Consider the following 22,245-nt stretch of genomic DNA (forward strand, 5'->3'; position numbering starts at 1 on the left):
TATCACATTTAATATAACACTATTTTTTTATTACTTTTTTTGATAAAAGAAGAATTAAAACTCCAAAAGATACAATAGCAGCTGTTAAGTATAAAGCATAGTCATAATTACCTGTAAGTTTTGTCAAACTTACTGCATATAAAGGAGCTGTAACTTGCCCTATTCCATAAGCTGTAGTTAATGCTCCCATTAGCATTACAGGGTTTTTCTTAGCTAGTTGTCCACCTAAATTCATAAATAAAGCAACTAATCCAACAAAAGTTCCACCATAAAAAACTCCACATAAAAGATTTAAATACATATTTGTTGTAAGCGTTGGTATTAAAATTCCAATAACTTGAAGACTCATAGCTAAAATGATTATATTCACACTTCCATACTTATAAGCTAATCTCATCCATATTATAGAAGAAGGAATACCAGCTAGTCCTACTAAAAGCCACGATAAAGCCGCAATTTCTTCTAAACCTTCAATAGATTTTAAAATCGTTGGAAGAAATGTTCCTTGAACAACAAAACCAACACCTTCTGTAAAGTATGCAGCAATTAAAATAACTACAAAAGGAGAAAATATAGCCTTATTAAAAGGGTGTTTTTCATTTGATGTTGCAACTTTTTTATCAAAAGACAATATATATAAAGGATAAAAACAAACAAGAGCTGCACTTAAAGTTAAAATAATCCAAGAGTTCTGCCATGAAGAGTACTCTAAAACAAATCTACTTATAATATCAGAACTAGCTAAAGCAATTCCAATACCAGAAAAATATATCCCCATAGCTTTTGTTTTATCTTCAAAGTTCAATTTTACCATCACAATTGCAGCACCAACAATAAGTGCCATTGCAGCCGCAAAACCAGCAACTACTCTTGAAACTAACCATAAGATATCATTTGATGTAACACCTAAGACTAAAGTAGTTACAATACATAAAACTATACCTAATCTAAAATATTTTACTTTTGTATCTATGTCTTTTATAAAAATGGCAAAAATTGCTCCACTTAAATATCCTACATAATTTAGTGAAGCTAATACACCTGAAAAAGTTAATGTTAAAGCTTCATCATCAAGCATTGCAGGAAGCAAAGAAGTATAAGAAAACCTTGCAACCCCAACTCCAATAAAAAGTCCTATAATTCCAGCAAGTAAAATATTAAAATTACTATTTTTATCAAGTAGATTAATTCTCATTTTTTTTAATTTCCTTTTGATATGCCTTTGGCGTTATTGCAAAAACTTTTTTAAAAACATTTGTTAAGTGACTTTGGTCGTAAAAACCAACTTCAATAGCTGCTTGACTTATATCAACACCATCTGAAATTAATTTTTTTGCCCTATGAACTCTTTTATTAACAATATAAGCATTAGCTGATAAACCAAAATCTTGATTACAAACCCTAATAATATGATAAGGACTAAAGCCCAATTCGTTTGCTATTTTTGATAATGTTAATTTTGAAGATATATTATTTTCTATATACTCTTTAAAGTCTTTTGCTATTTTTGTTGTATTATCAATATTTAGAAACTCATCTTTTTTACAAAACTTTGAGAAAATATCTTTTAAAAACTCTAATAGTAAAAGCTCTTTTTTAATACTATCATTTGAAGAGTTTAAAAAATCAAAAAGAGTAAAAAAACTCTCAAGTAATAAGCTATTTTCAATTTTATTAGGTAAAAGAAAAATTTCATTAGTTTTATATGTAATACTTTGCAGATTTTTATACCAATTCCTATCTATATAAATCACATAATAATCTTCACTAAAATCATTGGAAATAGAAAAATGAACTTCATTTGGATTTATAATCACTAAAGAATTTTCATCTAATATTATCTTCTCATCATTTATAACAATAGTTGCACTGCCTTTTTTTAGGCCAAGAAAACAGATTAAATTATGATAATGTTTTTGTGAACACTCATGAAATTTTTTACTATATTTAAGCTCTAAATAGTCTAAATCTTTTATTTTTAATATTCTATTATTCATGGTAAAAATAATACATGATTGTTTGTTAAAAGTCTTGTAAAATATTGCTATATATTATAAAGATGAATGTAATGAGCGAATACATTCATCTTTTTAAAGGACGTATATAAAATTAGTAAAACAAGTATAACTATATAAAGTAGCAATAAACTAGCAACTAAATGATTCTAAAATTATTCAACTAAATTTTATGATTTTTTAGTTAACATATACAAACACTTATGGAGAATTTTTTGTATTCAAAAGAACTACTTTCAATTAAAAAATCAAATCGATATAGAACAAGAGACATATTCGATGAAGAGTTAATTGACTTAGCTTCCAATGACTATTTAGGTCTTGCTTCCAATGTAAATATCTTCCAAAATGCTTACGAAAGAGTACTAAAACAAAAGTACTATTCCCCTAAAGCTTCTATGCTAGTAAATGGCTATAACCCAATTCATAAAGAGTTTGAAGAAAAACTTTGTAAAGTTAATAAATTTGAAGCCGCAGTTTGTGTTGGCTCTGGTTTTTTAGCAAATATTTCAATGATTGAAGCTTTATGTAGAAAAAATGATACTCTATTTATTGATGATGATTATCATGCAAGTGGGATTTTAGCTACAAAACTTCTAAAAGATGAACAAGTTGTTATCTTCAAACATAATGATGAAAAAGATTTAGAAGAAAAGCTAAAAGCCTGCACAAGAAAGGGTAGAAAAATCGTAGCTATTGAGGGTGTTTACTCTATGGGAGGAGATGTAGCTAAAGAAGAAATTTTCCACATCTCAGAGAATTATAATGCTTTACTTATTGTAGATGAAGCACATAGTTCTGGTGTTTTAGGAGAAAATCTCTTAGGGATTTTTGACTACTATAAAATCAAACCTAATAAACTTCACATCAAAATGGGTACATTAGGAAAAGCTTACGGCTCATATGGAGCTTATATTTTAGCTTCAAATGAAATAATAGAGTTCTTACAAAATAGAGCAAAACCTATTATTTATTCTACTGCACCATCTCTTTTTGATATTTCTATGGGTTTAGAATCTTTAAAACATATAGTAGAAAATAAACAAACACTAAAAGAAAACATAAATAAAAATCTTAAAATTGTAAAAGAAATTCTAGGTATTACTTCACAAAGTCTAATTATTCCAATTGAAGTAGCAGACAACAAAAAAGTTAAAGAAATACAAAAAAAGCTTCAAGAAAAAGGCTTTGTTGTTGGAGCAATTAGGCAACCAACAGTAAAGATTGCGATTATAAGACTTATAGCTAAAATTGATATTGAAGAAGAAAACTTAAGAAATGTTTGTAATTTAATAAAGGAACTTTTATGAAAATTCTAATTTTATTAATGGCATTTTTAACATTTAGTTTCTCAAATGAATTTAGCAAAATAAAGAATTGTGAAAAGATTCAATTATCTAGGTATACAGTTTTGGTATCTTGTCATCAAATAGATTATATTATTGAATATACACTGCAAGATGATGAAGAGAAAGACAATATTAAAAAAATTACAGCATTAACTGTAAATGATAAAAAAATAATAATGGATAAGAGTAAAATAAAATGATTTTAAAACAACTAATTAAAGGACACCAAAAGTTCCAACAAAATAAGGTTCCAAAGTGGCAAGATGAATTAAATGAGTTAGTAATTAATGGACAAAAACCACAAGTTTTATTTGTAGGTTGTTCAGATAGTAGATTAACTCCTGATTTAATGTTAAATACTAAACCAGGTGATATGTTTATTTTAAGAAATGTTGGTAACTTTATTCCACCATTTAAACATGATGAAGATTTCCATGGAAGTGCTGCTGCTATTGAATATGCAGTTGCTGTTCTTGGAGTAAAACATATTATTGTATGTGGTCATACTCACTGTGGAGCATGTAAGAGCTTATATGAATATGATGACATTCCAGATACAACTTCTTTAGTTCATGTAAAAACATGGCTTAAACTTGGAATGGCTGCAAAAGAGAAGACTTTAGCAGATAAAAAATTCACAACTGAAGAAGAAATGTATAGAATTACAGAAAGAAACTCTATTAAACATCAATTAAAAAACCTTTTAACATACCCTGATGTAAAACAAAAGGTTGAAAACGGTACTTTAGAGATTCACGGATGGCACTATGATGTAGGAAATGGTGAAATCGATTATTTAGATAAAAAAGAAAACCAGTTTAAACCTCTAAAAGAAATGAAAATAGAAGATTAGGAATAAAATATGAATGAAACCGAAGTTAGAAGATTACCTAAAAAAACTGTAATTATAATAGGAATTATTGTAATAATTGCCCTTGCAATCTTTTTAGTTTTAAAAGACTTAAAAGAGAAAAAAATGACTGAAATACTTGCTACTTTAGGACACAAAAACGTAAATAGTATGGAAGTAATTAATAAATTAAGGGTAGAAGATACAAAGACTAGATATAAAAGTACAGTATATAAAGTAAGATTTTTTGATGGTAATCTAAATAAAACTTGTGTTGGTTTTATTCATATTGGAAGACATCAAGAGTTCACTAAAGATTTAGACTGTAAATAGGAAAATTATGAGTATTATTGAGAAATTAGAGAATGGGCAAAGATTAAGTTATGAAGATGGTATTCAACTTTATGATTTAGATTTATTTACTTTAGCTCATTATGCAAATAAGATTAGAGAAGAAAAGCACGGCAAAAAAACATATTTTAATATAAATAGACACATAAATCCAACAAATGTTTGTAAAGATGTTTGTCAATTCTGTGCTTACAGTGCAAGTAGAAAAAATCCAAATCAATGGACTATGACACATGAAGAAATTTTAGAGATTGTTAAAAACTCTTCTAAAAATGATATCAAAGAAGTTCATATAGTATCAGCTCATAATCCAGATACAGGATTACAGTGGTATATGGATGTATTCAAGAAAATCAAAGAAAACTTCCCTTCAATTCATGTAAAAGCTTTAACAGCTGCAGAAATTCACTTTTTAAGTAAAGAGTATAATGTATCTTATGAAGACTTAATTAATATGATGAAAGAGCATGGTATTGATTCTATGCCAGGTGGTGGAGCTGAAATTTTTGATGAAAAAGTAAGAAAGAAAATCTGTGGTGGAAAAGTTAAATCTGATGAATGGTTACAAATTCACAGACTTTGGCATAAAGCAGGAAGACAAAGTAATGCTACTATGCTATTTGGTCATGTTGAGTCAAGAGAACATAGAATTGATCATATGATTAGACTAAGAGACTTACAAGATGAAACAAATGGATTTAATGCATTTATTCCTTTAGTATTCCAAACAGAAAATAACTACTTAAAAGTTGAAGAGCCTTTAACTGGACAAGAGATTTTAAAAACTTATGCAATTGCTAGAATAATGCTTGATAATATCTCAAATATTAAAGCCTATTGGGCAACTTCAACTGTAAAATTAGCATTAATAGCACAAGAGTTTGGAGCTAATGATGTTGATGGAACTATTGAAAAAGAATCAATCCAAAGTGCAGCTGGAGCATCTAGTGCTGGTGGTGTTGCATTAAAAGAGTTTGTTGAACTTATTCAAAATTCTGGATTTATTCCAGTTGAGAGAGACTCTATTTATAATGAATTAAAGGTTTGGAATTAACCTTTAATTCCTCTTTTATTTTAAAGTTTATTGGGGTTGATTAAATTGAACATTAAACTCAATATCTATTTTACCCTCTTCATTTCTAATCATACTTATAGGATAAGAAATACTAATTGAATATAACTCATTGTTTATCATATCTATTAGATTAAAGAACTCTGTTGGAGTTGATACTTCAAGATTAACTAAATAGTTAAATTTTGTAACCTTATTATTTTGACTAGACTGGAACTTTACTATTGCATTTTCAGGCATTAATATTTTTAATTGTTCAGTAACCCTTGAAATAGGGAAAAACTCATCAACAATATACCTATTATTATATGTTTTATAAGTTATATTTTCTAAATCATGTAAATCTTTTGCCATTACAGTACCTGTAATAAAATACTTCTCTTTTGAATCTAGTTTAACTTCAATTGTTTCATATAGTGTTTCAAGCTCTGGTTGCAATGACTTGATAAACGTATCATCTTTAAGGAATTGTGCTTTTAATAGTAAGGCATCTCCATCTATTACCATCTCATCTAAGATAACATCATAAGGAATTGATTCAAAAATAGCTTGAATTCTTTTTGTGATTTTATCATTCTTATTCACATGGTCAGGAAGTTTTACTTCACTTCTTAAATTCTTTTCAACTTTTACTTCTTTAGTTTTATTATCTTTAACTTCATCAAATAATAAATAAACTCCATAGAAGGCCATAAGGAAAAATAGAACAATGAATATTGTAAGGTAATTATTCTTTTTCTCTTTTTTTCTTGGACTTATAAAACTTTGTTTATGATGTTTGTCTTTTGATAATTCAAATATCTCTTCATCAATATTTATAGGTTGATAATCTATTGTAAGTAAAAGCTCGTTACTTAGTTGGTCTACTTGATCTTGACTCAACTGTTTTAGAGTATATAAAATAGTAATTTTATCGATAAATGTTTGAGACTCTTTTTCATAAAATTCATTTAAATTATTATGAATAATTTCACTTAATTCTAAATAATAAATTTCATCAAAAAGTTTTTGACCTACAACATCATCATCATAAAAGTGAGTTTTTTTAATACTTTCAAAAGTTGGAAGCTCTATAGTTTTACTATAAACAATCTTTGATTTATCATCAAGTATTAATATAAATGCTTTATTATTAAATAAAAAAATCAAAAGTTGATTCTTACAAACTTTTTGTTCAATATGAAGATTTAATATATGAAAAGCAGAATATATGTAATCTATTCCTGTTTTTTCAAAATAGTGTTGAGTTTCAAATAATGTTGTTTTTAAAACAGCAATATCATAGTCATTATTAAAGTGTGCTACTTCGCAATCATTTGGTTTTTTACTATTTTTAGGAATTAGTTTTGTAGTATCACTAATTAATAAAGTAGAAATATATGTTAAGGGTGTTTCTTTTTGGGATGCATTAATTTTATGAGCAATTTCGTGAGATAAAATCTCATCTTTTACTAAAAAAACAGAATTATTGGCATTTATTATCTGCTCATCATCTAGTTTTTTATAATCTAGCTTTAATTGAGTATCATATTTAATAGCATTAATATACAAAGACTCTTTACTAAACATATACTTCCTACTTAAACTACTTTATTGAATGAATCATCAGTTTTTCTTTTATAAAATCTTTTGCTTCGTCCATTTGTAAGTCATTAATATTATAAGGTTCTGACATATAAAAATCTATTTTACCAAAAGGCTTAGGTAAAACAAACTTATCCCAAGATTTAAACTGCCAATATTTACTTGGTTTAGAGTTTAAAACTACAATATTAGAACCACTTTTTTGAGCAATAGCTACAACACCATTTGCAACAGAAAACCTAGGCCCTCTTGGACCATCAGGAGTTATTGCAATATCTGTTCCTGATTTGATTTCCTTAATTGTACTAATTAATACTTTAGCTGCACCTTTAGAAGAAGACCCTCTTAAGGCTTCTATTCCTAAAAGTGAAAAAACTCTTGATAGGATTTCCCCATCTTTATTTAGACTTATCATACCTTTTACAACTCTTTTACCTCTTAGGGCTCTATAGTTGAAAGGCTGACTTAATAAATCTCCATGCCACATTACAAAAACATAAGCCTCATCATCCTTTAATTGTGGATGATGATAAACCTTTTTATTAGTAGCATAAATCAATCTAACTAAAAAATATAAGAAGTATGGTAATATTTTTAGTTTAAAGAAAAGCTTCATTAGGCTAAAACTTCACCTTTTAAAGCTGTTCTAGTTACATCTGTTACTTTAACATCCACAAATTTTCCAAGTAGTTCATCACTACCTTTTGCAAATACTTGAAGATAGTTATCTGTATATCCAGAAATTTCACCATTTGGTTTTAATGACTCAACTAAGATATTTACAGTTGAACCAATAAGTTTAGGCATTTGCTCTTCAAGATGTCTTTTGTGAAGTTCAATTAATCCAGTTAATCTTGCACTTCCAATTTCATCAGGAATCTCTTGGTCTTTTAACTCTAAAGCTGCTGTTTCAGGTCTAGGTGAGTATTTAAAGTTAAAGATTTGGTCAAATCCTACTTTTCTTACTACATCTAAAGTATCTTCATAATCCTCATCAGTTTCACCTGGGAATGCAACAATAATATCAGTTGTAATTCTAAGATCAGGAACAAGTTCTCTCATTTTAGCTGCTCTATTTAAGAACCACTCTTTAGTGTATCCTCTTTTCATTGCTCTTAAAACAGCTGTTGAACCACTTTGTAATGGCATATGAATACATCTTGAGATCTTTTCATTTTTTGCAAACTCTTCAATAAATTCATCATCCATATGTAAAGGGTGTGGAGAAGTAAATCTAATTCTTTTTAAACCTTCAATTTTTGAAACGTCTTGTAAAAGTTTTGTAAAAGAGTATTTAGGTCTTTTATCTGAGAATCTTCTTCCATAAGAGTTAACATTTTGACCTAAAAGCATTACTTCAACTGCACCTTCATCAACTGCATTTTGAACTTGCTTTACAATCATTTCTGGTGGAATAGAAATCTCTTCACCTCTTGTATTTGGAACAATACAATAAGTACATTTTTTATCACAACCAACAGAAATATTTACACTAGCTCTATATTTGTTTGTTTTTGCTGCAGCAAACTCATACATTGACTCATCATTATCAATTGCAATTTCAACTGAACCTTTTACATCAACTACATCTTTGATTTTTGATATATTTCTAGCCCCTACAACAAAATCCACATAAGGTGCTCTTTTAATAATATCTTTACCAAGATGACTTGCTGTACATCCACAAACACCAATTTTTGCACCCTCTTTTTTCTTTTTGTTAAATTGACCAATTTCTGAAAAAAGTTTTTGAACTGGCTTTTCTCTTACAGAACATGTATTAATGATGATTAAATCAGCATCTTCCATATTCTCAGTAGGAGTATAACCTTTATGTTTTTCAAGCTCTGCTTGAATATGCTGACTATCAGTGTCATTCATCTGACAGCCTAATGTTTGAATAAATAATTTTTTGTTTGAACTCATTTTGCTACACTACTTTCTATTAAAGTGCATGAACCTCATACATATACTCATCATCAGCTAAACCGTATTTAACTTCTCTGAAGTATACATTTAAGCCTTCATCTTCTAAAGCATCAACTAATGCCATCATATCTTTGTGTGAATTATCTCTATCAAAATAGAAAATCTTTTCACCCTCTTTTTGTAATTCTTCTTTAATCTTATCTAATTGTACTTTTTTGGGTTTTTCATTTAACTCGTTTCTAGCAAATAATAATTCCATTTATTAAGCCCTTTTTCTTTTTTAATGTAACTATACATTTTATCTTAAAATTGCTTTAACTTCTATAAAAGAAGTTTTGGATATAATATCTGCCTACATTACATTGGAAATCAAAACAAATCATTTCAATGTCAACATAAAAAAGGTTATTAATGGAGAAAATAATAGATATATTAGATTCAATTGCCTATGAAAAAGGTTTAAAAATTGAAGATGTTGAAAATGCTTTAAAAGAAGCATTAATCAAAACTGCCCAAAAAATGGTAGATGAAACATTAGTTTTTGATGCAAATATTGATAGAGAAAATAAAAAACTTGAACTTTCACAAAAAGTAGAAGTTGTACCTGATGGAGACAATAGAACATTAGGTTTAGGTGAAGATGAATGGGGAAATAAACTTAATCCAGAAAACTTTATTGAATTAACTGAAGCAAAAGAGATTGATGAAGATTTAGAAGTTGGTGATACTGTTGATTATGACCTTGAATTTGAAAACATGGGAAGAAATGCAGCAACAATTTTACATAACAACTTTGAATACAGAGTTCAAAGATTTATTGAAGAGAATTTAGTAAGTAAATATAAAGATAAAATTGGAAAAATCATCTCTGGAACTGTAACAAGAGTAGATAGAACAGAAAATACTTTTATTGAAATTGGTGAAGTAAAAGGTATGTTACCTAGAAAAAGTAGAATTAAAGGTGAGTCATTTAGAGTTGGTGATACAATTAAAGCGGTTGTAAAATCAGTTAATATTGATAAATCAAATGGATTAATTATTGAGATTTCAAGAACAAGTCCTAAATTCTTAGAGTCATTATTAAGACTTGAAGTTCCTGAATTAAAAGATGAAAAAATCTCAATTGAAGCAAGTGCTAGAATTCCTGGTTCTAGAGCTAAAATTGCACTTTTAACTACAGACCCACAAATTGACCCAATTGGTTCAGTTGTAGGAGTAAAAGGTGTTAGAATTGGTGCTGTTTCACAACAATTAAATGGTGAGAATATTGACTGTGTTGAATTCTCTGCTATTCCTGAAATGTTCTTAGCTAGAGCTTTATCTCCTGCTATTATTTCATCAGTTAAAATTGATAAAGCACCAGAAGGAAATGAAAAAGGTAAAGCAACAGTTACTATTCCAAGTGACCAAAAATCAAAAGCTATTGGTAAATCAGGTTTAAATATCAGATTAGCTTCAATGCTTACAAAATATGATATTGAATTAATTGAAGTTGAAGGGAAAACAGCAAACACTTCTATGGACGCATCAATTCAACCTGAAGAGAAAACTACTGATACTTCATCTTTAGAGGCACTGTTTAAATAATATGAATACTATATACATATATGACTCAGTAAAAAAGAAAAAAGTTCAATTTGAAGCTATTAAAGAAAATCAAGTAAAGATCTATGTGTGTGGGCCAACAGTTTACGATGACTCACACTTAGGTCATGCAAGAAGTGCAATTGCTTTTGATTTACTTCATAGAGTATTTAAAACAAATAACTATGAAGTTACTATGACTAAAAACTTTACTGATATTGATGATAAAATCATCAAAAAAATGTATGAAACTTCAAGAACATTAGAAGATATAACTAATGAATACATAAACGCTTACAAAAATGATATGAAGGCTTTAAATGTGTTAGATAACACATTAGAGCCTAAAGCAACTCAAAACCTTCAAATAATGAAAGATATGATTAATAACCTAATGTCAAAAGATGTTGCTTATAAAATAAGTGATGGTATTTATTTTGATACATCAAAAGATAGTTCATATGGTTCTATATCTTCTATGGCTAGCGATGAAAACTCTCAATCTAGAGTAGAAACAAATACTGAAAAAAGAAACCCTTCTGATTTTGCCTTATGGAAATTTGCTAAAGAGAATGATGTAACTTTTGAAGCGCCATTTGGAAATGGTAGACCTGGTTGGCATATAGAGTGTTCGGCTATGATTAAAGAACATTTAGCTTATGAAGATAGCGAATATCAAATTGATATTCATGGAGGAGGAGCTGATTTACTATTCCCTCACCATGAAAATGAAGCAGCTCAGACTAGATGTGATTCAAAACAACATTTATCAAAATACTGGATGCATAATGGTTTTGTAAATATCAATGGAGAAAAAATGAGTAAATCTTTAGGTAACTCATTTTTCTTAAAAGATATTTTAAAATCTTATTCAGGAGAAGTTGTAAGATTTTATCTTATGACTGCTCATTATAGAGCAAACTTTAACTTTAATGAAGAGGATTTAATAGCTTCTAAAAAAAGACTAGACAAACTTTATAGAGTTAAAAAAAGAGTTTATGGTGGAGGAAAATCTGCTGTAAATAAAGAGTTTAAAACTTCAATAATAGAGGCTTTAAATGATGATATTAATACTTCAAAAGCTTTAGCTGTTATAGATGAATTTATTAATAATGCTAATGAAAAACTAAATGAAAATGCAAAAGATAAAGCCTTCAAAAAAGAGCTTGTAGCTTCTATTGAATTTATAGAAGAAACACTTGGTTTTGGAGGAAGTGATGCTTATGAATATTTCCAATTTGGAATTGATGAGCTAACTAAAAATAAAATCGAAGAGTTAATTTCTAAAAGAAATGAAGCAAAAAAAGCAAAAGATTTCGAAACTGCTGATAAAGTAAGAGATGAATTAACTTCAATGCAAATAAACCTTATGGACACACCAAATGGTGTTGTTTGGGAAAAACAATAGAGTCTAGTTTAAACTAGGCTTTATTTAAATACTTAATAAATTTCACTTATATAAACTTCATATTATCTTTTTTTTGTATAATGAATAATAAATAGATTATACAAAGGAATTTAATGACTACAAAATTAAATAAAACTGTTTTTTACGTCTCCTCGGGACTAATTATTTGTCTGGCACTTTTTGCATCTACTTTTCCAAAAGTTGCAGATGCTTTCTTCAAACAACTTCAAGCTATCATAGTTGAAAATGGAAGTTGGTTCTATGTACTATCCGTTGCAATTATTCTTATTACCGTTGCTTTTCTAGCCTTCTCTAAATATGGAGACATTAAACTAGGGCCTGATCACTCTACATCTGATTATAGTAATTTATCATGGTTTGCTATGCTATTCTCAGCTGGTATGGGTATTGGTTTAATGTTTTTTGGTGTAGCTGAACCAGTAATGCACTTTTTAAGTCCACCTGTTGGAGAAGGAAGTAGTGTTGAAGCAGCTAGGGAAGCCATGAGAATAACATTCTTCCACTGGGGTTTACACGCTTGGTCTATCTATGCAATAGTTGCAATTATTTTAGCTTTCTTTAGTTATAGACACAACTTACCACTTACATTAAGATCTGCTTTATATCCAATAATAGGAGATAAAATATATGGACCAATCGGTCATGCAGTTGATATTTTTGCTGTAATTGGTACACTATTTGGAGTTGCTACTTCTCTTGGATATGGTGTTTTACAAGTTAATACAGGATTAAACTACTTATGGGATGTTCCAGTTGGAGCTACAACACAAGTGATTTTAATTTTAGTAATTACAGCTTTGGCAACGCTGTCTGTTACTACAGGTCTTGATAAAGGTATTAAAAGATTATCAGAAATAAATCTTTTATTAGCTGTAGGTTTATTATTGTTTATTTTAATAGTAGGACCTACTGTATTCTTACTTCAAGCTTATGTTCAAAATATTGGTGCATATGCTTCAAATATTTTAAATAGTACATTTAACCTATTCGCCTATGAAAAAACTGATTGGATTGGTGGTTGGACTATTCTTTATTGGGCTTGGTGGATTTCATGGTCACCATTTGTTGGACTTTTTATTGCAAGAATTTCAAGAGGTAGAACAATTAGGGAATTTACACTTGGTGTTTTATTAGTACCAACTGGTTTCACTTTAATGTGGATGACATTTTTTGGTAACTCAGCAATTAATTTAATTTTAGTAGAAGGGATTACTCAATTAGGAACTACTGTATCAAATGATGTTACAGTTGCTTTATTTGCATTTTTAGAGAACTTTCCTTTTGCTTCATTTACTTCTGTTGTTGCAACTATTATGGTAATTGTTTTCTTTGTAACTTCATCAGACTCAGGTTCTATGGTTATTGATATGCTTTGTTCAAATGGTGAAGATAATACACCAATATGGCAAAGAGTTTACTGGGCAGTTGGGGAAGGAGTTATTGCTTCGATTCTTATTTTAGCTGGTGGACTTGCTGCTTTACAAACAATGACAATTGCAAGTGCCTTACCTTTTAGTATAGTACTTCTAATTGCTACGTATGGTTTAATCAAAGCATTAAGACTAGATATTGCAAAAAAAGAGAGTTTACAATACTCAACTACTATTGCTACATCTACTTCAAATCCAGATGATTGGGATAAAAGACTTAACAACATAGTAAACTATCCTACAAAAAAGAATGTTAGAAGATTCATAGAAAAAGTTGCAAAACCAGCTATGGATGATGTAGCTGAAGTTCTTAGAAAAAATGAGTTTGATGTTGAAGTTAATATCAGTGAAACTAAAGATAAAGTAACTTTAGTTGTAAATTTAGGTGAAGAGACTAACTTTGGTGAAAATAAAAACTTCTTATATCAAATAAAAAATATCTCAAGAATTAAACCAGGTTTTTTACATGATGATAAAAATGAAGAAGATAGGCAAGAAGATGAACTATATTATTGTGCAATTGTACACTTAATTGAAGGTGGACAAGATTATGATATTATGGGTTGGGAAAAAGATAGCATTAGAAATGATATTGTTGACCAATATGAAAAACACATGCACTTTATGCACTTAATTAACTAAAAGAAGGGATTTCCCTTCTTTTTTATATATCTTTACTTTTATTTATACTTAGCCAATAGTTTTGGCATCATTAAACCTATATCTTTAAAATCATATTCAAAACTCTTTACTACCACCTCGTAAAGTTTATGACCTTCATACTTTTTATGCCACTTTTGCTCTTTGTTTTCATACAAGTTATAGTATTCAAATCTAAGACGCATGGCCTCTTTTAATAAACTATTCATTTTTATATGTATAAAAAAAGGGAAGAGATAAAATCTCTTCCCTTTTTAACTATTAAAGTTCTAATTACTTAGCGTAAGCAGCGTCAGTAACGTTTTTAGTATCAACAATGTAAGGAACTAAAGCCATGTGTCTAGCTCTTTTGATTGCTTTTTCTACCATTTCTTGAGAGTTTTTAGAGTTACCAGTAAGTCTTCTTGGCATGATCTTACCTCTTTCACTCATAGAAATTTTTAATAAATCAACATTTTTGTAATCAATGAAATCAACTTTCATTTCAGTGTATTTACAATATTTTTTTCCGTATTTTCTTCTTTCAGCCATTTTATAATCCTTTAAATTCTAGAACGGTATTTCGTCTTCGTCTATATCTATTTCAGGTATTTTATGCTCAGGCATTTGTTGCGCTTGATTATTCATACCACCATAGTTGTTTTGCATATTACCATTTTGAGAGTTCATATTATTGTATTGGTTCGCAGCTGGTTGATTATACGATCCACCTTGTGGATTATAACCTTGGTTATCCCCAGCCATGTTATTCATAGAATCACCTTTTGAATCTAACATTTTCATAGTGTCAACTCTTAAAGAGTGTCTATTTCTGTTAGACCCATCTTGTGCAGTCCATTGTTCAAATACAAGTCTTCCCTCTAATAAAACTTTAGAACCTTTTCTTAAGTACTGATTAGCAACTTCAGCAGATCTTCCAAAAATATTAAAATCTAAAAAACAAACTTCATCTTTTTGTTCACCCGTAGATGTTTTATATTTATATGAAGTCGCAATAGCAGATTTAGCAATAGCTGCACCTGAAGGTAAATATCTTAGTTCAATATCTCTTGTAAGATTTCCAACCATAATTACTTTATTATACATAAGTGGTTCCTGTCTTTATTTTAATTAGTTAGCTTTTTTAGCTGCCTCGTCGCTCATTTTAGTCCATGCAGCGATTTCTTTTTTGTTTTCATATTTAATGAAGATAAATCTAATGATATTTTCATTGAACTTGTAATTTCTTTCAAGTTCTTTAATGCTTGAAGGCTCACCTTGGAAGTAAATTACGTAGTAGTAACCTCTTTTGTTTCCATCAATTTCGTATGCTAATTGTTTAGCACCCATATCATCACAAGCAACAACTTCACCACCGTTTTTAGCAATATTTGCTTTAACGATTTCAATTTGAGCTTGAGTCTCTTCTTCAGTTAACGTAGGTTTAATAATAAACATTGTTTCGTAATGTTTTAATTTTGACATCTATTTTCTCCTTATAGTTTGTGCCGGTATCTTTACATTTCCTAATATCAGCAAGGATGAATTTTTGTAAAGTCCGTGATTTTATCTAAATAAAACTGTAAACTTTCTTAGAGTTGCTTGTAAATACAAGTTTTGATTAGTAATTTTTGAAGTTTTGAATTCTAGCTCAATATCTAGTAGATATTCCATCATATCTGCGAAAACTTCTGGTTTAATATTTATTGCTAGTTTAGATTTTCTTTCCCATATATTTTTAGGTGGAATAAACCCTAAAATCTCTTTTGGGTTTGGTGCTCCCATTGTTCTTGCATAAGAGCTTATCATAAATAACTGTTGTACATAAGATGTAACTTGAGTTAAAAGATAAATTTCATTTACACCCTCTTCTAATAAAAGTTGTAAATCATCACTTATATCTTTTCCTTCAATTAAATCATTTAAAAAATCTTCAAAAGAAACATCACCTATGCCAAAGCAATGAGTATTTACTACATTTGAAGTTATCTTTTTATCTAATACAGCTAATTTTTTTAAATCATTCATACATAATGACAAGTCATTTTTATGCATAAAGAAAAGATGGTTTAAAGCAGAAACTTCATAATCCATTTTTAGATTTGTTGCTTCGTTTTCTAAAATTTTAATAGCTTCATAATTTGCAGGAGAGAACATTCTAATACTAACTGAATTAGTTTTATCACTAAAATAAGTTCCCATAGTTTTAAATTCACTATCACCTAAACATGAGAATATTACTGTACTGCTAGTATTTGTGTTACAAGCTTCAATAAGTTCCATAACTTCTTTTTTAGGTCTTTTTTTATCAAGTTTAATAAGTAAGATATTGTTATCTGAGAATAATGAAGATTGCAAAAGTTTATCTTTTGCATATTTGAAATCATAGTCATCAAAATATAGTTTTTCAACATCTTCTTTATTGCCATGTAGTGCTGCTACTTTAGAAGCATAATACTCAACTAAAAAAGTTGATTGACCAAAAAACATATAAGCATTAAATTTTTTATTCTGTTTTAAATGATTATCAAATTCGTTTCTATACATAAGTTATATCATATCCTAAGTATACTTTCAATAAAATTCAGTCACTACTAAAAAGGCTTCAAATGTATGAAATTACTATTCCCTTGCAAGGTTTTGATAATATAAAAAAAGTTGAACTAGAAAATATTGATGAAAATTTTTCATCTTTAATTTTAGATAAACAAAACTTTATAAGTTTCACAATAGTTAATATTAAGTACTTACAACATGCAGCTTTTGATTTTAATATCGAAGATGAGATTTTAGAGAAAATGCATATTAGAAGAAGAGAAGATTTTGATATTTATTTTTCTGTTGTACTTCAAGACCCTATTGAAAAATCAATAGTAAATCTTGTAGCACCTATTTTAATAAATAAAAGGCATAAATTAGTAGGTCAATACATTATAAAAGATAGCATTCCAAAACTATTTACAAATCTTGTAGAATAGTTTAGTATTTAATAGAAGCTATAATTTGTTTTGTAACAATATTTGCTTCTTTAATTTTTACTCTTAACTTAGTATATAAATTCTGTCCCTTATAATTATCTAAAGTAACTTTCATTCCTTTAGCTTTATCATAACAAACTGCCTTGCTTTTTTCAATATCAATAATTTTTACTTTTAATTCAATACCAATGTTTTTTGCAGCCCATCTTGCATATTTTCTATCTTCAAAATCCCAAACAAGTTTATCAACTTCTCGCTCTCTTGTTGAAATATATTCACATATTTCATCTATATTCTCAGGTGTTTTTTTAGTTTTTAACATTCTGTGTAAAACTAAATCAGAGTATCTTCTAATAGGACTTGTAAAATGGGAATAAGACTTAAATCCTAAACCAAAGTGTCCTAAGTTTTTTGAACTATATTTTGCTTGAGTTTGAGCATGAATAATAAGCTCATCTATCTCTTCACTTAAAACACTATGACTTGCTCTTTCTTGAATATGAGTAATTGTATCATGAACATCACTTTTAAGTTTTACTTTTACACCTAAAATATTTACATCATCAACAAGTTGCGAAATAGCTTTAAATGGTGGTTCTTCATGAATTCTAAAAATTCCAACACTATTTACTTTTTTACTAGCTTGAATATTTGCTAAAAGCATACACTCTTCTATTAACTGATGAGAAGCTGTTGATTCTTCTTCATCTATTCCAAAAAGTTCACCGTTTTTAAGTTTAAGTCTAAACTCACTTGTTCTAAAATCATAACCTTTTTCAAGTCTTTTTGCCCTAAAGCTTTTTGTTACTTCATATAATGGAAGTAAATAGTCAAAAATCTCTTTTTCTACGCTACTATATTGATCTAAGTGCCCCTCTAAAACTCTATCTATTCTTCCATATGAAAACTTCTTATGAGAGTTTATAATGGCTTCAAATAACTCAGCCTTTTTTACATCTTTATTTTCTAAATCTAAATACATTTTAAAAACGTAAGAGTATCTATCAACCCCTTCTTTTAAGGAACACATATCTTCACTAAGCTCATTTGGAAGCATTGGTAAAACTTTTCCAGGAAGATATACAGAAGTTGATTTTTTAAAAGCAAGTTTATCAAGAGCACTTCCTTCTTTTACAAAATACGAAACATCAGCAATTGCCACATATAAAATTTCATTTGATTCATCATAATAAATTGCATCATCATGGTCTTTTGCACTATTTGGATCTATTGTACAAAATGGTAAATCTCTTAAATCTACTCTTTGTTTTTCATCATCCATCAAAGCTTTAACTTCTAAAGGCTTTTCAAGTCTTACAGTTTCATTATAAAGGTGTAAAGATATAAATTCATCTACTTTAGGATCAGCTAAATTTCCAACATGTTTAATCAACTCTAAAGTTTGATTATCAACAAGCAAAACATCACCTTCTTTATATTGTAAAGCACCCTTATTCTCTAGTTTTATATGCTCTTTTACTGTGTAAAAAGAGTTATCTTTTACATAAAGTAAAACTTCTGATTTTTTACCATCTAAGACTCTAATTACCTTTGCTTTTACCTTACTTCTTGGATTAAAAACTCTCTTTGCTAAAATAAAATCTCCATCATAAGCACCTGATAAGTGCTCAAAATCTAATGTGATATCTTTATGTTCATTAGATATATCTTTTAATATTGCTCTTTTATTTTGTAATTTTATAAACCCTACTTTATACTTAGAATTTAAGATATATTTATCATCATTTTTTATAACAATTTCATCTTTTTCTAATACACTTAATTTATCTAATTCATCTTGATTAAAATCGTTATTTTGTTGAACTATTTTTTTAAATATTGAACTATACAATTTATAGCTTCCTTATATATTTTCTAATTTTTAGTAAATATTTTATCTAAATTTTTTTGAATTATTGTTATTTAGTGTTATTAAGCTGTAACTATTTAGACTAATTAGTCAATTTTAATAACTTTTCTCAAACTTTTAGTTTTGTTTGGATATAATCACAAAAATTTTTACTGAGGGTTAAGTAATGGCATTAAATGTATACTATGACAAAGATTGTAATATCGAATTAATCAAATCTAAAAAAGTAGCAATGATTGGATTTGGTTCACAAGGGCACGCACACGCAGAAAACTTAAGAGATTCTGGTGTAGAAGTTGTTGTTGGTTTAAGAAAAGGTGGTTCTTCTTGGGCTAAAGCTGAAGCTAAAGGTTTCGAAGTTAAAACTGTTGGTGAAGCAACTGCTGATGCTGATGTAGTAATGATTTTATTACCAGATGAAAACCAAGCTGATATCTACGCTAACGAAATTAAGCCTAACTTAAAAGCTGATGCAACATTAGCATTTGGACACGGGTTTAACATTCACTACGGAAGAATTGCACCAGAAGCTTCTAATGATGTAATCATGGTTGCTCCTAAAGCTCCAGGTCACACTGTAAGATCTGAATTTGTTAAAGGTGGAGGAATTCCTGACTTAATCGCAATTCACCAAGATGCATCTGGTTCTGCTTTAGAATTAGCTAAATCTTACGCTTCTGCTGTAGGTGGAGGAAGAACTGGTATTATTGAAACTACTTTCAAAGATGAAACTGAAACTGATTTATTCGGTGAGCAAGCTGTATTATGTGGTGGAGCAACTGCATTAGTTCAAGCTGGTTTCGAAACTTTAACTGAAGCTGGATATGATCCAATGATGGCATACTTCGAGTGTTTACATGAGTTAAAATTAATCGTTGACTTAATGTACGAAGGTGGAATTGCTGATATGAGATATTCTATTTCTAATACTGCTGAGTACGGTGATTATATTGCTGGTAAGAGAATCATCAATGATGAATCTAAAGCTGCAATGAAAGAATTATTAGCTGAGATTCAAGATGGTAGATTTGCTAAAGACTTCATCTTAGAAGGTCAAGCTGGATACCCAAGAATGAATGCTGAAAGAAAGAACAACAGAGCTTCTTTAATTGAGCAAACTGGTTCTCAATTAAGATCTATGATGCCATGGATTGCTGAGAAAAAAATCGTTCAACAAGACAAAAACTAATATAATTTAAGGAAGTTTCTTCCTTAAATTAGTTTCTTCTATGACTAAAAAAAACAAAAAAAAATCACCCAAAAAAAATAAAAACAATACTCCTATATCAAAATTAAAACTAATAAATATATTTTTATTAGTATTTTTATTTGCATTCATAGCTTCAGCTCTTAGCTATTTTATTATGCAAAATGAAAAAAAAGATACTAATAAAACTATAATTGAAAAAGAATCAATTAAGCACTTCCAAGAAGAGAAATTAAAAGAGTTCTTTAAGTTAGAAGATCATCCAAAAGAAGCTTTTGAAGAGTATACACAAGAGTTTGATAAAGACCATATTGATAAACCTATCAAACAAATTAAAGAAGAAATAGAAAAGAAAAAAGAGACTATAGAAGAACTTAAGCCTCTACCAAAAAAAGAGCCTAAAATAGAAGTAAAAGCTGATAATAAATCAGAATTTATTAAAAAGTCTCTTTATAAATATGATGGAATAAGCAAACCTAAAATAGTTATTATGATTGATGATGTAAGCTCATCAAGACAAAAAAAAGCTATTTTAGATATTGGATATAAAGTAAATATGGCTTTTCTTCCTCCTACAAAAGGTCATCCAAATTCAGCAGAAATTGCACAAGATTTACCTTTTCATATGATTCACTTTCCCATGCAAGCATCAAGCAAATTTAAAGGTGCAGAGAAGAAAACTTTAAAAGTTACAGATACATATGAAGAGATAGAACAAAGAGTTAAAAATCTAAGAAAATGGTATCCAAATGCTGTTTTTACAAATAATCATACAGGTTCTGTATTTACACAAAATGAAGAGGCTATGGATAAACTATTTAGAGCTTTAAAAAAGTATAACTTTATTTTTGTAGATAGTAGAACAACATCTAAATCAGTAGCAAAGCAAATGGCTGAAAAATACAATATGCCTTATATTGTTAGAAATACTTTTATAGATAATGTAAAAGAGTATGACTATATTCAAAATCAACTAAAAAAAGCTATCTCAATAGCTAAAAAAAGAGGTTATGCTATAGCTATTGGACATCCTCACTCTATGACTATCAAAGTTCTTAGAGAATCAAAACACTTACTTGAGGGATTAGAACCTATTTTTGTAAACGAATTGCCTTATTTATAAAATCTTGATATAATAATTTATTTTATTATAAAGAGATATTATGATTAAGACTATAGATTTTCAAATACCACAACTTCATAGCATGAAGAATTATCCAAAAAAACTTTTTTATATTGGTAATAGTAAACTTCTAGAAAATAAGATGGTTTCTATTGTTGGAACAAGAAAGCCTAACTCCTATACAAAAGAGTTCACACATAAACTCTCAATAAAACTATCTAGTCATAATATTACTATTGTTAGTGGTGCTGCGATGGGAGTAGATGCGATAGCTCATAAAGCAGCAGGAGCACAAAATACTATAGCTGTTGTTGCAAATGGCTTAGATATTAGATACCCAAGTATCAATAAAACATTAATTAATGATATTGAGAACAATGGACTTGTATTATCTGCATATAATACTGGTGAAAAAGCAAGAAGTTATACTTTTGTATTAAGAAATGAAATAGTTGTTTCACTAGGAGAAGTTTTAATAGTAACTCAAGCTGATTTGAATTCTGGTAGTTTACGCTCAATTGAATATGCTTTAAATATGGGTAAAAAAGTCTATACACTACCACATAGAATAAATGAAAGCTTAGGTACTCAAGAACTAATAAAAAAAGGGCTTTGCGAAGTTATTTATGATATTGATGAGTTTATAGAGACAATTACAGGAAGAAGTATATCTGTATGTTATGAGAATGATGAGTTTTTAACTTACTGTAAAGAATCACCAACTTATGATGAAGCTATTTTAAAATATTCTGATAAGGTTTTTGAATACGAACTATTAGGAAAAATTGAGATTAAAAATGGAAAAGTTTTTGTTATATAAACTTCCCTAAGGAAG

General features: G+C 28.6%; 24 protein-coding genes. 12 read left to right on the top strand and 12 right to left on the bottom strand.

Annotated features, from left to right (window positions below; genetic code table 11):
- Window positions 1-19 precede the first annotated feature (19 nt).
- Both ACH5BF_RS09320 and ACH5BF_RS09325 read right to left on the bottom strand, forming a co-directional pair.
- Complete coding sequence (locus tag ACH5BF_RS09320; protein ID WP_423273971.1) at window positions 20-1,195, bottom strand: YbfB/YjiJ family MFS transporter; 1,176 nt, start codon at window positions 1,193-1,195, stop codon at window positions 20-22.
- Window positions 1,185-1,997, bottom strand: coding sequence for an AraC family transcriptional regulator (locus ACH5BF_RS09325; protein WP_423273972.1), 813 nt, complete (start codon window positions 1,995-1,997; stop codon window positions 1,185-1,187). The genes ACH5BF_RS09320 and ACH5BF_RS09325 overlap by 11 nt, the downstream gene beginning before the upstream one ends.
- A 233-nt stretch (window positions 1,998-2,230) precedes the next feature.
- Here ACH5BF_RS09325 and ACH5BF_RS09330 point away from each other — a divergent pair, with 233 nt between their 5' ends.
- From ACH5BF_RS09330 to mqnE, 5 genes are read left to right on the top strand one after another with little or no spacing between them, the layout of a single operon-like run.
- Window positions 2,231-3,325, top strand: coding sequence for an aminotransferase class I/II-fold pyridoxal phosphate-dependent enzyme (locus ACH5BF_RS09330; protein ID WP_423273973.1), 1,095 nt, complete (start codon window positions 2,231-2,233; stop codon window positions 3,323-3,325).
- Window positions 3,322-3,564, top strand: a complete 243-nt coding sequence (locus ACH5BF_RS09335) for a hypothetical protein (RefSeq protein ID WP_423273974.1) — start codon at window positions 3,322-3,324, stop codon at window positions 3,562-3,564. The genes ACH5BF_RS09330 and ACH5BF_RS09335 overlap by 4 nt, the downstream gene beginning before the upstream one ends.
- Complete coding sequence (locus ACH5BF_RS09340) at window positions 3,561-4,217, top strand: carbonic anhydrase (protein WP_423273975.1); 657 nt, start codon at window positions 3,561-3,563, stop codon at window positions 4,215-4,217. Before ACH5BF_RS09335 ends, ACH5BF_RS09340 begins: the two co-directional genes overlap by 4 nt.
- Window positions 4,218-4,226: 9 nt before the next feature.
- Complete coding sequence (locus tag ACH5BF_RS09345; protein WP_423273976.1) at window positions 4,227-4,547, top strand: hypothetical protein; 321 nt, start codon at window positions 4,227-4,229, stop codon at window positions 4,545-4,547.
- Window positions 4,548-4,554: 7 nt separating this feature from the next.
- On the top strand, window positions 4,555-5,619 hold the full coding sequence (gene mqnE / locus ACH5BF_RS09350; RefSeq protein WP_423273977.1) for an aminofutalosine synthase MqnE: 1,065 nt from the start codon (window positions 4,555-4,557) through the stop codon (window positions 5,617-5,619).
- Window positions 5,620-5,646: 27 nt separating this feature from the next.
- On the opposite strand, the gene ACH5BF_RS09355 is transcribed toward mqnE, so the two are convergent.
- From ACH5BF_RS09355 to ACH5BF_RS09370, 4 genes are read right to left on the bottom strand one after another with little or no spacing between them, the layout of a single operon-like run.
- Entirely contained in the window at window positions 5,647-7,206 is a 1,560-nt protein-coding gene (locus ACH5BF_RS09355; RefSeq protein WP_423273978.1) for a DUF8569 domain-containing protein, read from the bottom strand.
- A gap of 16 nt (window positions 7,207-7,222) precedes the next feature.
- A complete protein-coding gene (locus ACH5BF_RS09360) occupies window positions 7,223-7,837 on the bottom strand; it encodes a lysophospholipid acyltransferase family protein (protein WP_423273979.1) in 615 nt (204 codons plus the stop codon).
- Window positions 7,837-9,147, bottom strand: coding sequence for a tRNA (N6-isopentenyl adenosine(37)-C2)-methylthiotransferase MiaB (gene miaB / locus ACH5BF_RS09365; protein ID WP_423273980.1), 1,311 nt, complete (start codon window positions 9,145-9,147; stop codon window positions 7,837-7,839). The genes ACH5BF_RS09360 and miaB overlap by 1 nt, the downstream gene beginning before the upstream one ends.
- Window positions 9,148-9,166: 19 nt before the next feature.
- Window positions 9,167-9,409, bottom strand: coding sequence for an HP0268 family nuclease (locus ACH5BF_RS09370; protein ID WP_404306764.1), 243 nt, complete (start codon window positions 9,407-9,409; stop codon window positions 9,167-9,169).
- A gap of 152 nt (window positions 9,410-9,561) precedes the next feature.
- Between ACH5BF_RS09370 and nusA the strand changes: the two genes are divergently transcribed.
- From nusA to ACH5BF_RS09385, 3 genes are all read left to right on the top strand, one after another.
- Entirely contained in the window at window positions 9,562-10,737 is a 1,176-nt protein-coding gene (nusA, locus tag ACH5BF_RS09375) for a transcription termination factor NusA (RefSeq protein WP_423273981.1), read from the top strand.
- A gap of 1 nt (window position 10,738) precedes the next feature.
- Complete coding sequence (gene cysS, locus ACH5BF_RS09380) at window positions 10,739-12,142, top strand: cysteine--tRNA ligase (protein ID WP_423273982.1); 1,404 nt, start codon at window positions 10,739-10,741, stop codon at window positions 12,140-12,142.
- A 113-nt stretch (window positions 12,143-12,255) separates the two neighbouring features.
- A complete protein-coding gene (locus ACH5BF_RS09385) occupies window positions 12,256-14,235 on the top strand; it encodes a BCCT family transporter (RefSeq protein ID WP_423273983.1) in 1,980 nt (659 codons plus the stop codon).
- A 38-nt stretch (window positions 14,236-14,273) separates the two neighbouring features.
- Here the strand turns inward: ACH5BF_RS09385 and ACH5BF_RS09390 are convergent, their stop codons facing one another.
- The 5 genes from ACH5BF_RS09390 to holA form a co-directional block, all read right to left on the bottom strand.
- A complete protein-coding gene (locus ACH5BF_RS09390) occupies window positions 14,274-14,438 on the bottom strand; it encodes a hypothetical protein (RefSeq protein WP_423273984.1) in 165 nt (54 codons plus the stop codon).
- Window positions 14,439-14,526: 88 nt separating this feature from the next.
- Window positions 14,527-14,784, bottom strand: a complete 258-nt coding sequence (rpsR, locus tag ACH5BF_RS09395) for a 30S ribosomal protein S18 (protein ID WP_423273985.1) — start codon at window positions 14,782-14,784, stop codon at window positions 14,527-14,529.
- Between the two features lie 18 nt (window positions 14,785-14,802).
- Window positions 14,803-15,339 carry a single-stranded DNA-binding protein gene (locus ACH5BF_RS09400; protein WP_423273986.1) on the bottom strand — a complete coding sequence of 179 codons (537 nt, stop codon included), beginning with the start codon at window positions 15,337-15,339 and terminating at the stop codon, window positions 14,803-14,805.
- A gap of 24 nt (window positions 15,340-15,363) precedes the next feature.
- Window positions 15,364-15,717 carry a 30S ribosomal protein S6 gene (gene rpsF / locus ACH5BF_RS09405; RefSeq protein WP_423273987.1) on the bottom strand — a complete coding sequence of 118 codons (354 nt, stop codon included), beginning with the start codon at window positions 15,715-15,717 and terminating at the stop codon, window positions 15,364-15,366.
- Window positions 15,718-15,798: 81 nt separating this feature from the next.
- On the bottom strand, window positions 15,799-16,779 hold the full coding sequence (gene holA, locus ACH5BF_RS09410) for a DNA polymerase III subunit delta (RefSeq protein ID WP_423273988.1): 981 nt from the start codon (window positions 16,777-16,779) through the stop codon (window positions 15,799-15,801).
- 62 nt (window positions 16,780-16,841) lie between these two features.
- On the opposite strand from holA, the gene fliW reads away from it, so the two are divergent.
- Window positions 16,842-17,210, top strand: a complete 369-nt coding sequence (fliW, locus tag ACH5BF_RS09415; RefSeq protein ID WP_423273989.1) for a flagellar assembly protein FliW — start codon at window positions 16,842-16,844, stop codon at window positions 17,208-17,210.
- Window position 17,211: 1 nt separating this feature from the next.
- Here fliW and ACH5BF_RS09420 read toward each other — a convergent pair whose 3' ends face one another.
- Window positions 17,212-19,062, bottom strand: coding sequence for an RNB domain-containing ribonuclease (locus tag ACH5BF_RS09420; protein WP_423273990.1), 1,851 nt, complete (start codon window positions 19,060-19,062; stop codon window positions 17,212-17,214).
- 184 nt (window positions 19,063-19,246) lie between these two features.
- On the opposite strand from ACH5BF_RS09420, the gene ilvC reads away from it, so the two are divergent.
- The 3 genes from ilvC to ACH5BF_RS09435 are packed head-to-tail and all read left to right on the top strand — an operon-like array spanning window position 19,247 to window position 22,230.
- Window positions 19,247-20,269, top strand: a complete 1,023-nt coding sequence (gene ilvC, locus ACH5BF_RS09425; protein WP_423273991.1) for a ketol-acid reductoisomerase — start codon at window positions 19,247-19,249, stop codon at window positions 20,267-20,269.
- Between the two features lie 40 nt (window positions 20,270-20,309).
- A complete protein-coding gene (locus ACH5BF_RS09430) occupies window positions 20,310-21,410 on the top strand; it encodes a divergent polysaccharide deacetylase family protein (RefSeq protein ID WP_423273992.1) in 1,101 nt (366 codons plus the stop codon).
- Between the two features lie 40 nt (window positions 21,411-21,450).
- Window positions 21,451-22,230, top strand: a complete 780-nt coding sequence (locus tag ACH5BF_RS09435) for a DNA-processing protein DprA (protein ID WP_423273993.1) — start codon at window positions 21,451-21,453, stop codon at window positions 22,228-22,230.
- Window positions 22,231-22,245 lie beyond the last annotated feature (15 nt).

The organism is Arcobacter pernae (assembly GCF_049472135.1).
Taxonomy (GTDB): Bacteria; Campylobacterota; Campylobacteria; order Campylobacterales; family Arcobacteraceae; genus Arcobacter_B.

Coding starts and splice junctions, on each gene's coding strand:
- ACH5BF_RS09335 (WP_423273974.1), top strand. CDS start 3,322: ATGAAAATTCTAATTTTATTAATGGCATTTTTAACATTTAGTTTCTCA.
- fliW (WP_423273989.1), top strand. CDS start 16,842: ATGTATGAAATTACTATTCCCTTGCAAGGTTTTGATAATATAAAAAAA.
- miaB (WP_423273980.1), bottom strand. CDS start 9,147: ATGAGTTCAAACAAAAAATTATTTATTCAAACATTAGGCTGTCAGATG.
- ACH5BF_RS09345 (WP_423273976.1), top strand. CDS start 4,227: ATGAATGAAACCGAAGTTAGAAGATTACCTAAAAAAACTGTAATTATA.
- ACH5BF_RS09400 (WP_423273986.1), bottom strand. CDS start 15,339: ATGTATAATAAAGTAATTATGGTTGGAAATCTTACAAGAGATATTGAA.
- ACH5BF_RS09370 (WP_404306764.1), bottom strand. CDS start 9,409: ATGGAATTATTATTTGCTAGAAACGAGTTAAATGAAAAACCCAAAAAA.
- rpsF (WP_423273987.1), bottom strand. CDS start 15,717: ATGTCAAAATTAAAACATTACGAAACAATGTTTATTATTAAACCTACG.
- cysS (WP_423273982.1), top strand. CDS start 10,739: ATGAATACTATATACATATATGACTCAGTAAAAAAGAAAAAAGTTCAA.
- nusA (WP_423273981.1), top strand. CDS start 9,562: ATGGAGAAAATAATAGATATATTAGATTCAATTGCCTATGAAAAAGGT.
- ACH5BF_RS09435 (WP_423273993.1), top strand. CDS start 21,451: ATGATTAAGACTATAGATTTTCAAATACCACAACTTCATAGCATGAAG.
- ACH5BF_RS09360 (WP_423273979.1), bottom strand. CDS start 7,837: ATGAAGCTTTTCTTTAAACTAAAAATATTACCATACTTCTTATATTTT.
- mqnE (WP_423273977.1), top strand. CDS start 4,555: ATGAGTATTATTGAGAAATTAGAGAATGGGCAAAGATTAAGTTATGAA.
- ilvC (WP_423273991.1), top strand. CDS start 19,247: ATGGCATTAAATGTATACTATGACAAAGATTGTAATATCGAATTAATC.
- ACH5BF_RS09355 (WP_423273978.1), bottom strand. CDS start 7,206: ATGTTTAGTAAAGAGTCTTTGTATATTAATGCTATTAAATATGATACT.
- ACH5BF_RS09320 (WP_423273971.1), bottom strand. CDS start 1,195: ATGAGAATTAATCTACTTGATAAAAATAGTAATTTTAATATTTTACTT.
- ACH5BF_RS09325 (WP_423273972.1), bottom strand. CDS start 1,997: ATGAATAATAGAATATTAAAAATAAAAGATTTAGACTATTTAGAGCTT.
- ACH5BF_RS09340 (WP_423273975.1), top strand. CDS start 3,561: ATGATTTTAAAACAACTAATTAAAGGACACCAAAAGTTCCAACAAAAT.
- holA (WP_423273988.1), bottom strand. CDS start 16,779: ATGTATAGAAACGAATTTGATAATCATTTAAAACAGAATAAAAAATTT.
- ACH5BF_RS09390 (WP_423273984.1), bottom strand. CDS start 14,438: ATGCGTCTTAGATTTGAATACTATAACTTGTATGAAAACAAAGAGCAA.
- ACH5BF_RS09430 (WP_423273992.1), top strand. CDS start 20,310: ATGACTAAAAAAAACAAAAAAAAATCACCCAAAAAAAATAAAAACAAT.
- ACH5BF_RS09385 (WP_423273983.1), top strand. CDS start 12,256: ATGACTACAAAATTAAATAAAACTGTTTTTTACGTCTCCTCGGGACTA.
- rpsR (WP_423273985.1), bottom strand. CDS start 14,784: ATGGCTGAAAGAAGAAAATACGGAAAAAAATATTGTAAATACACTGAA.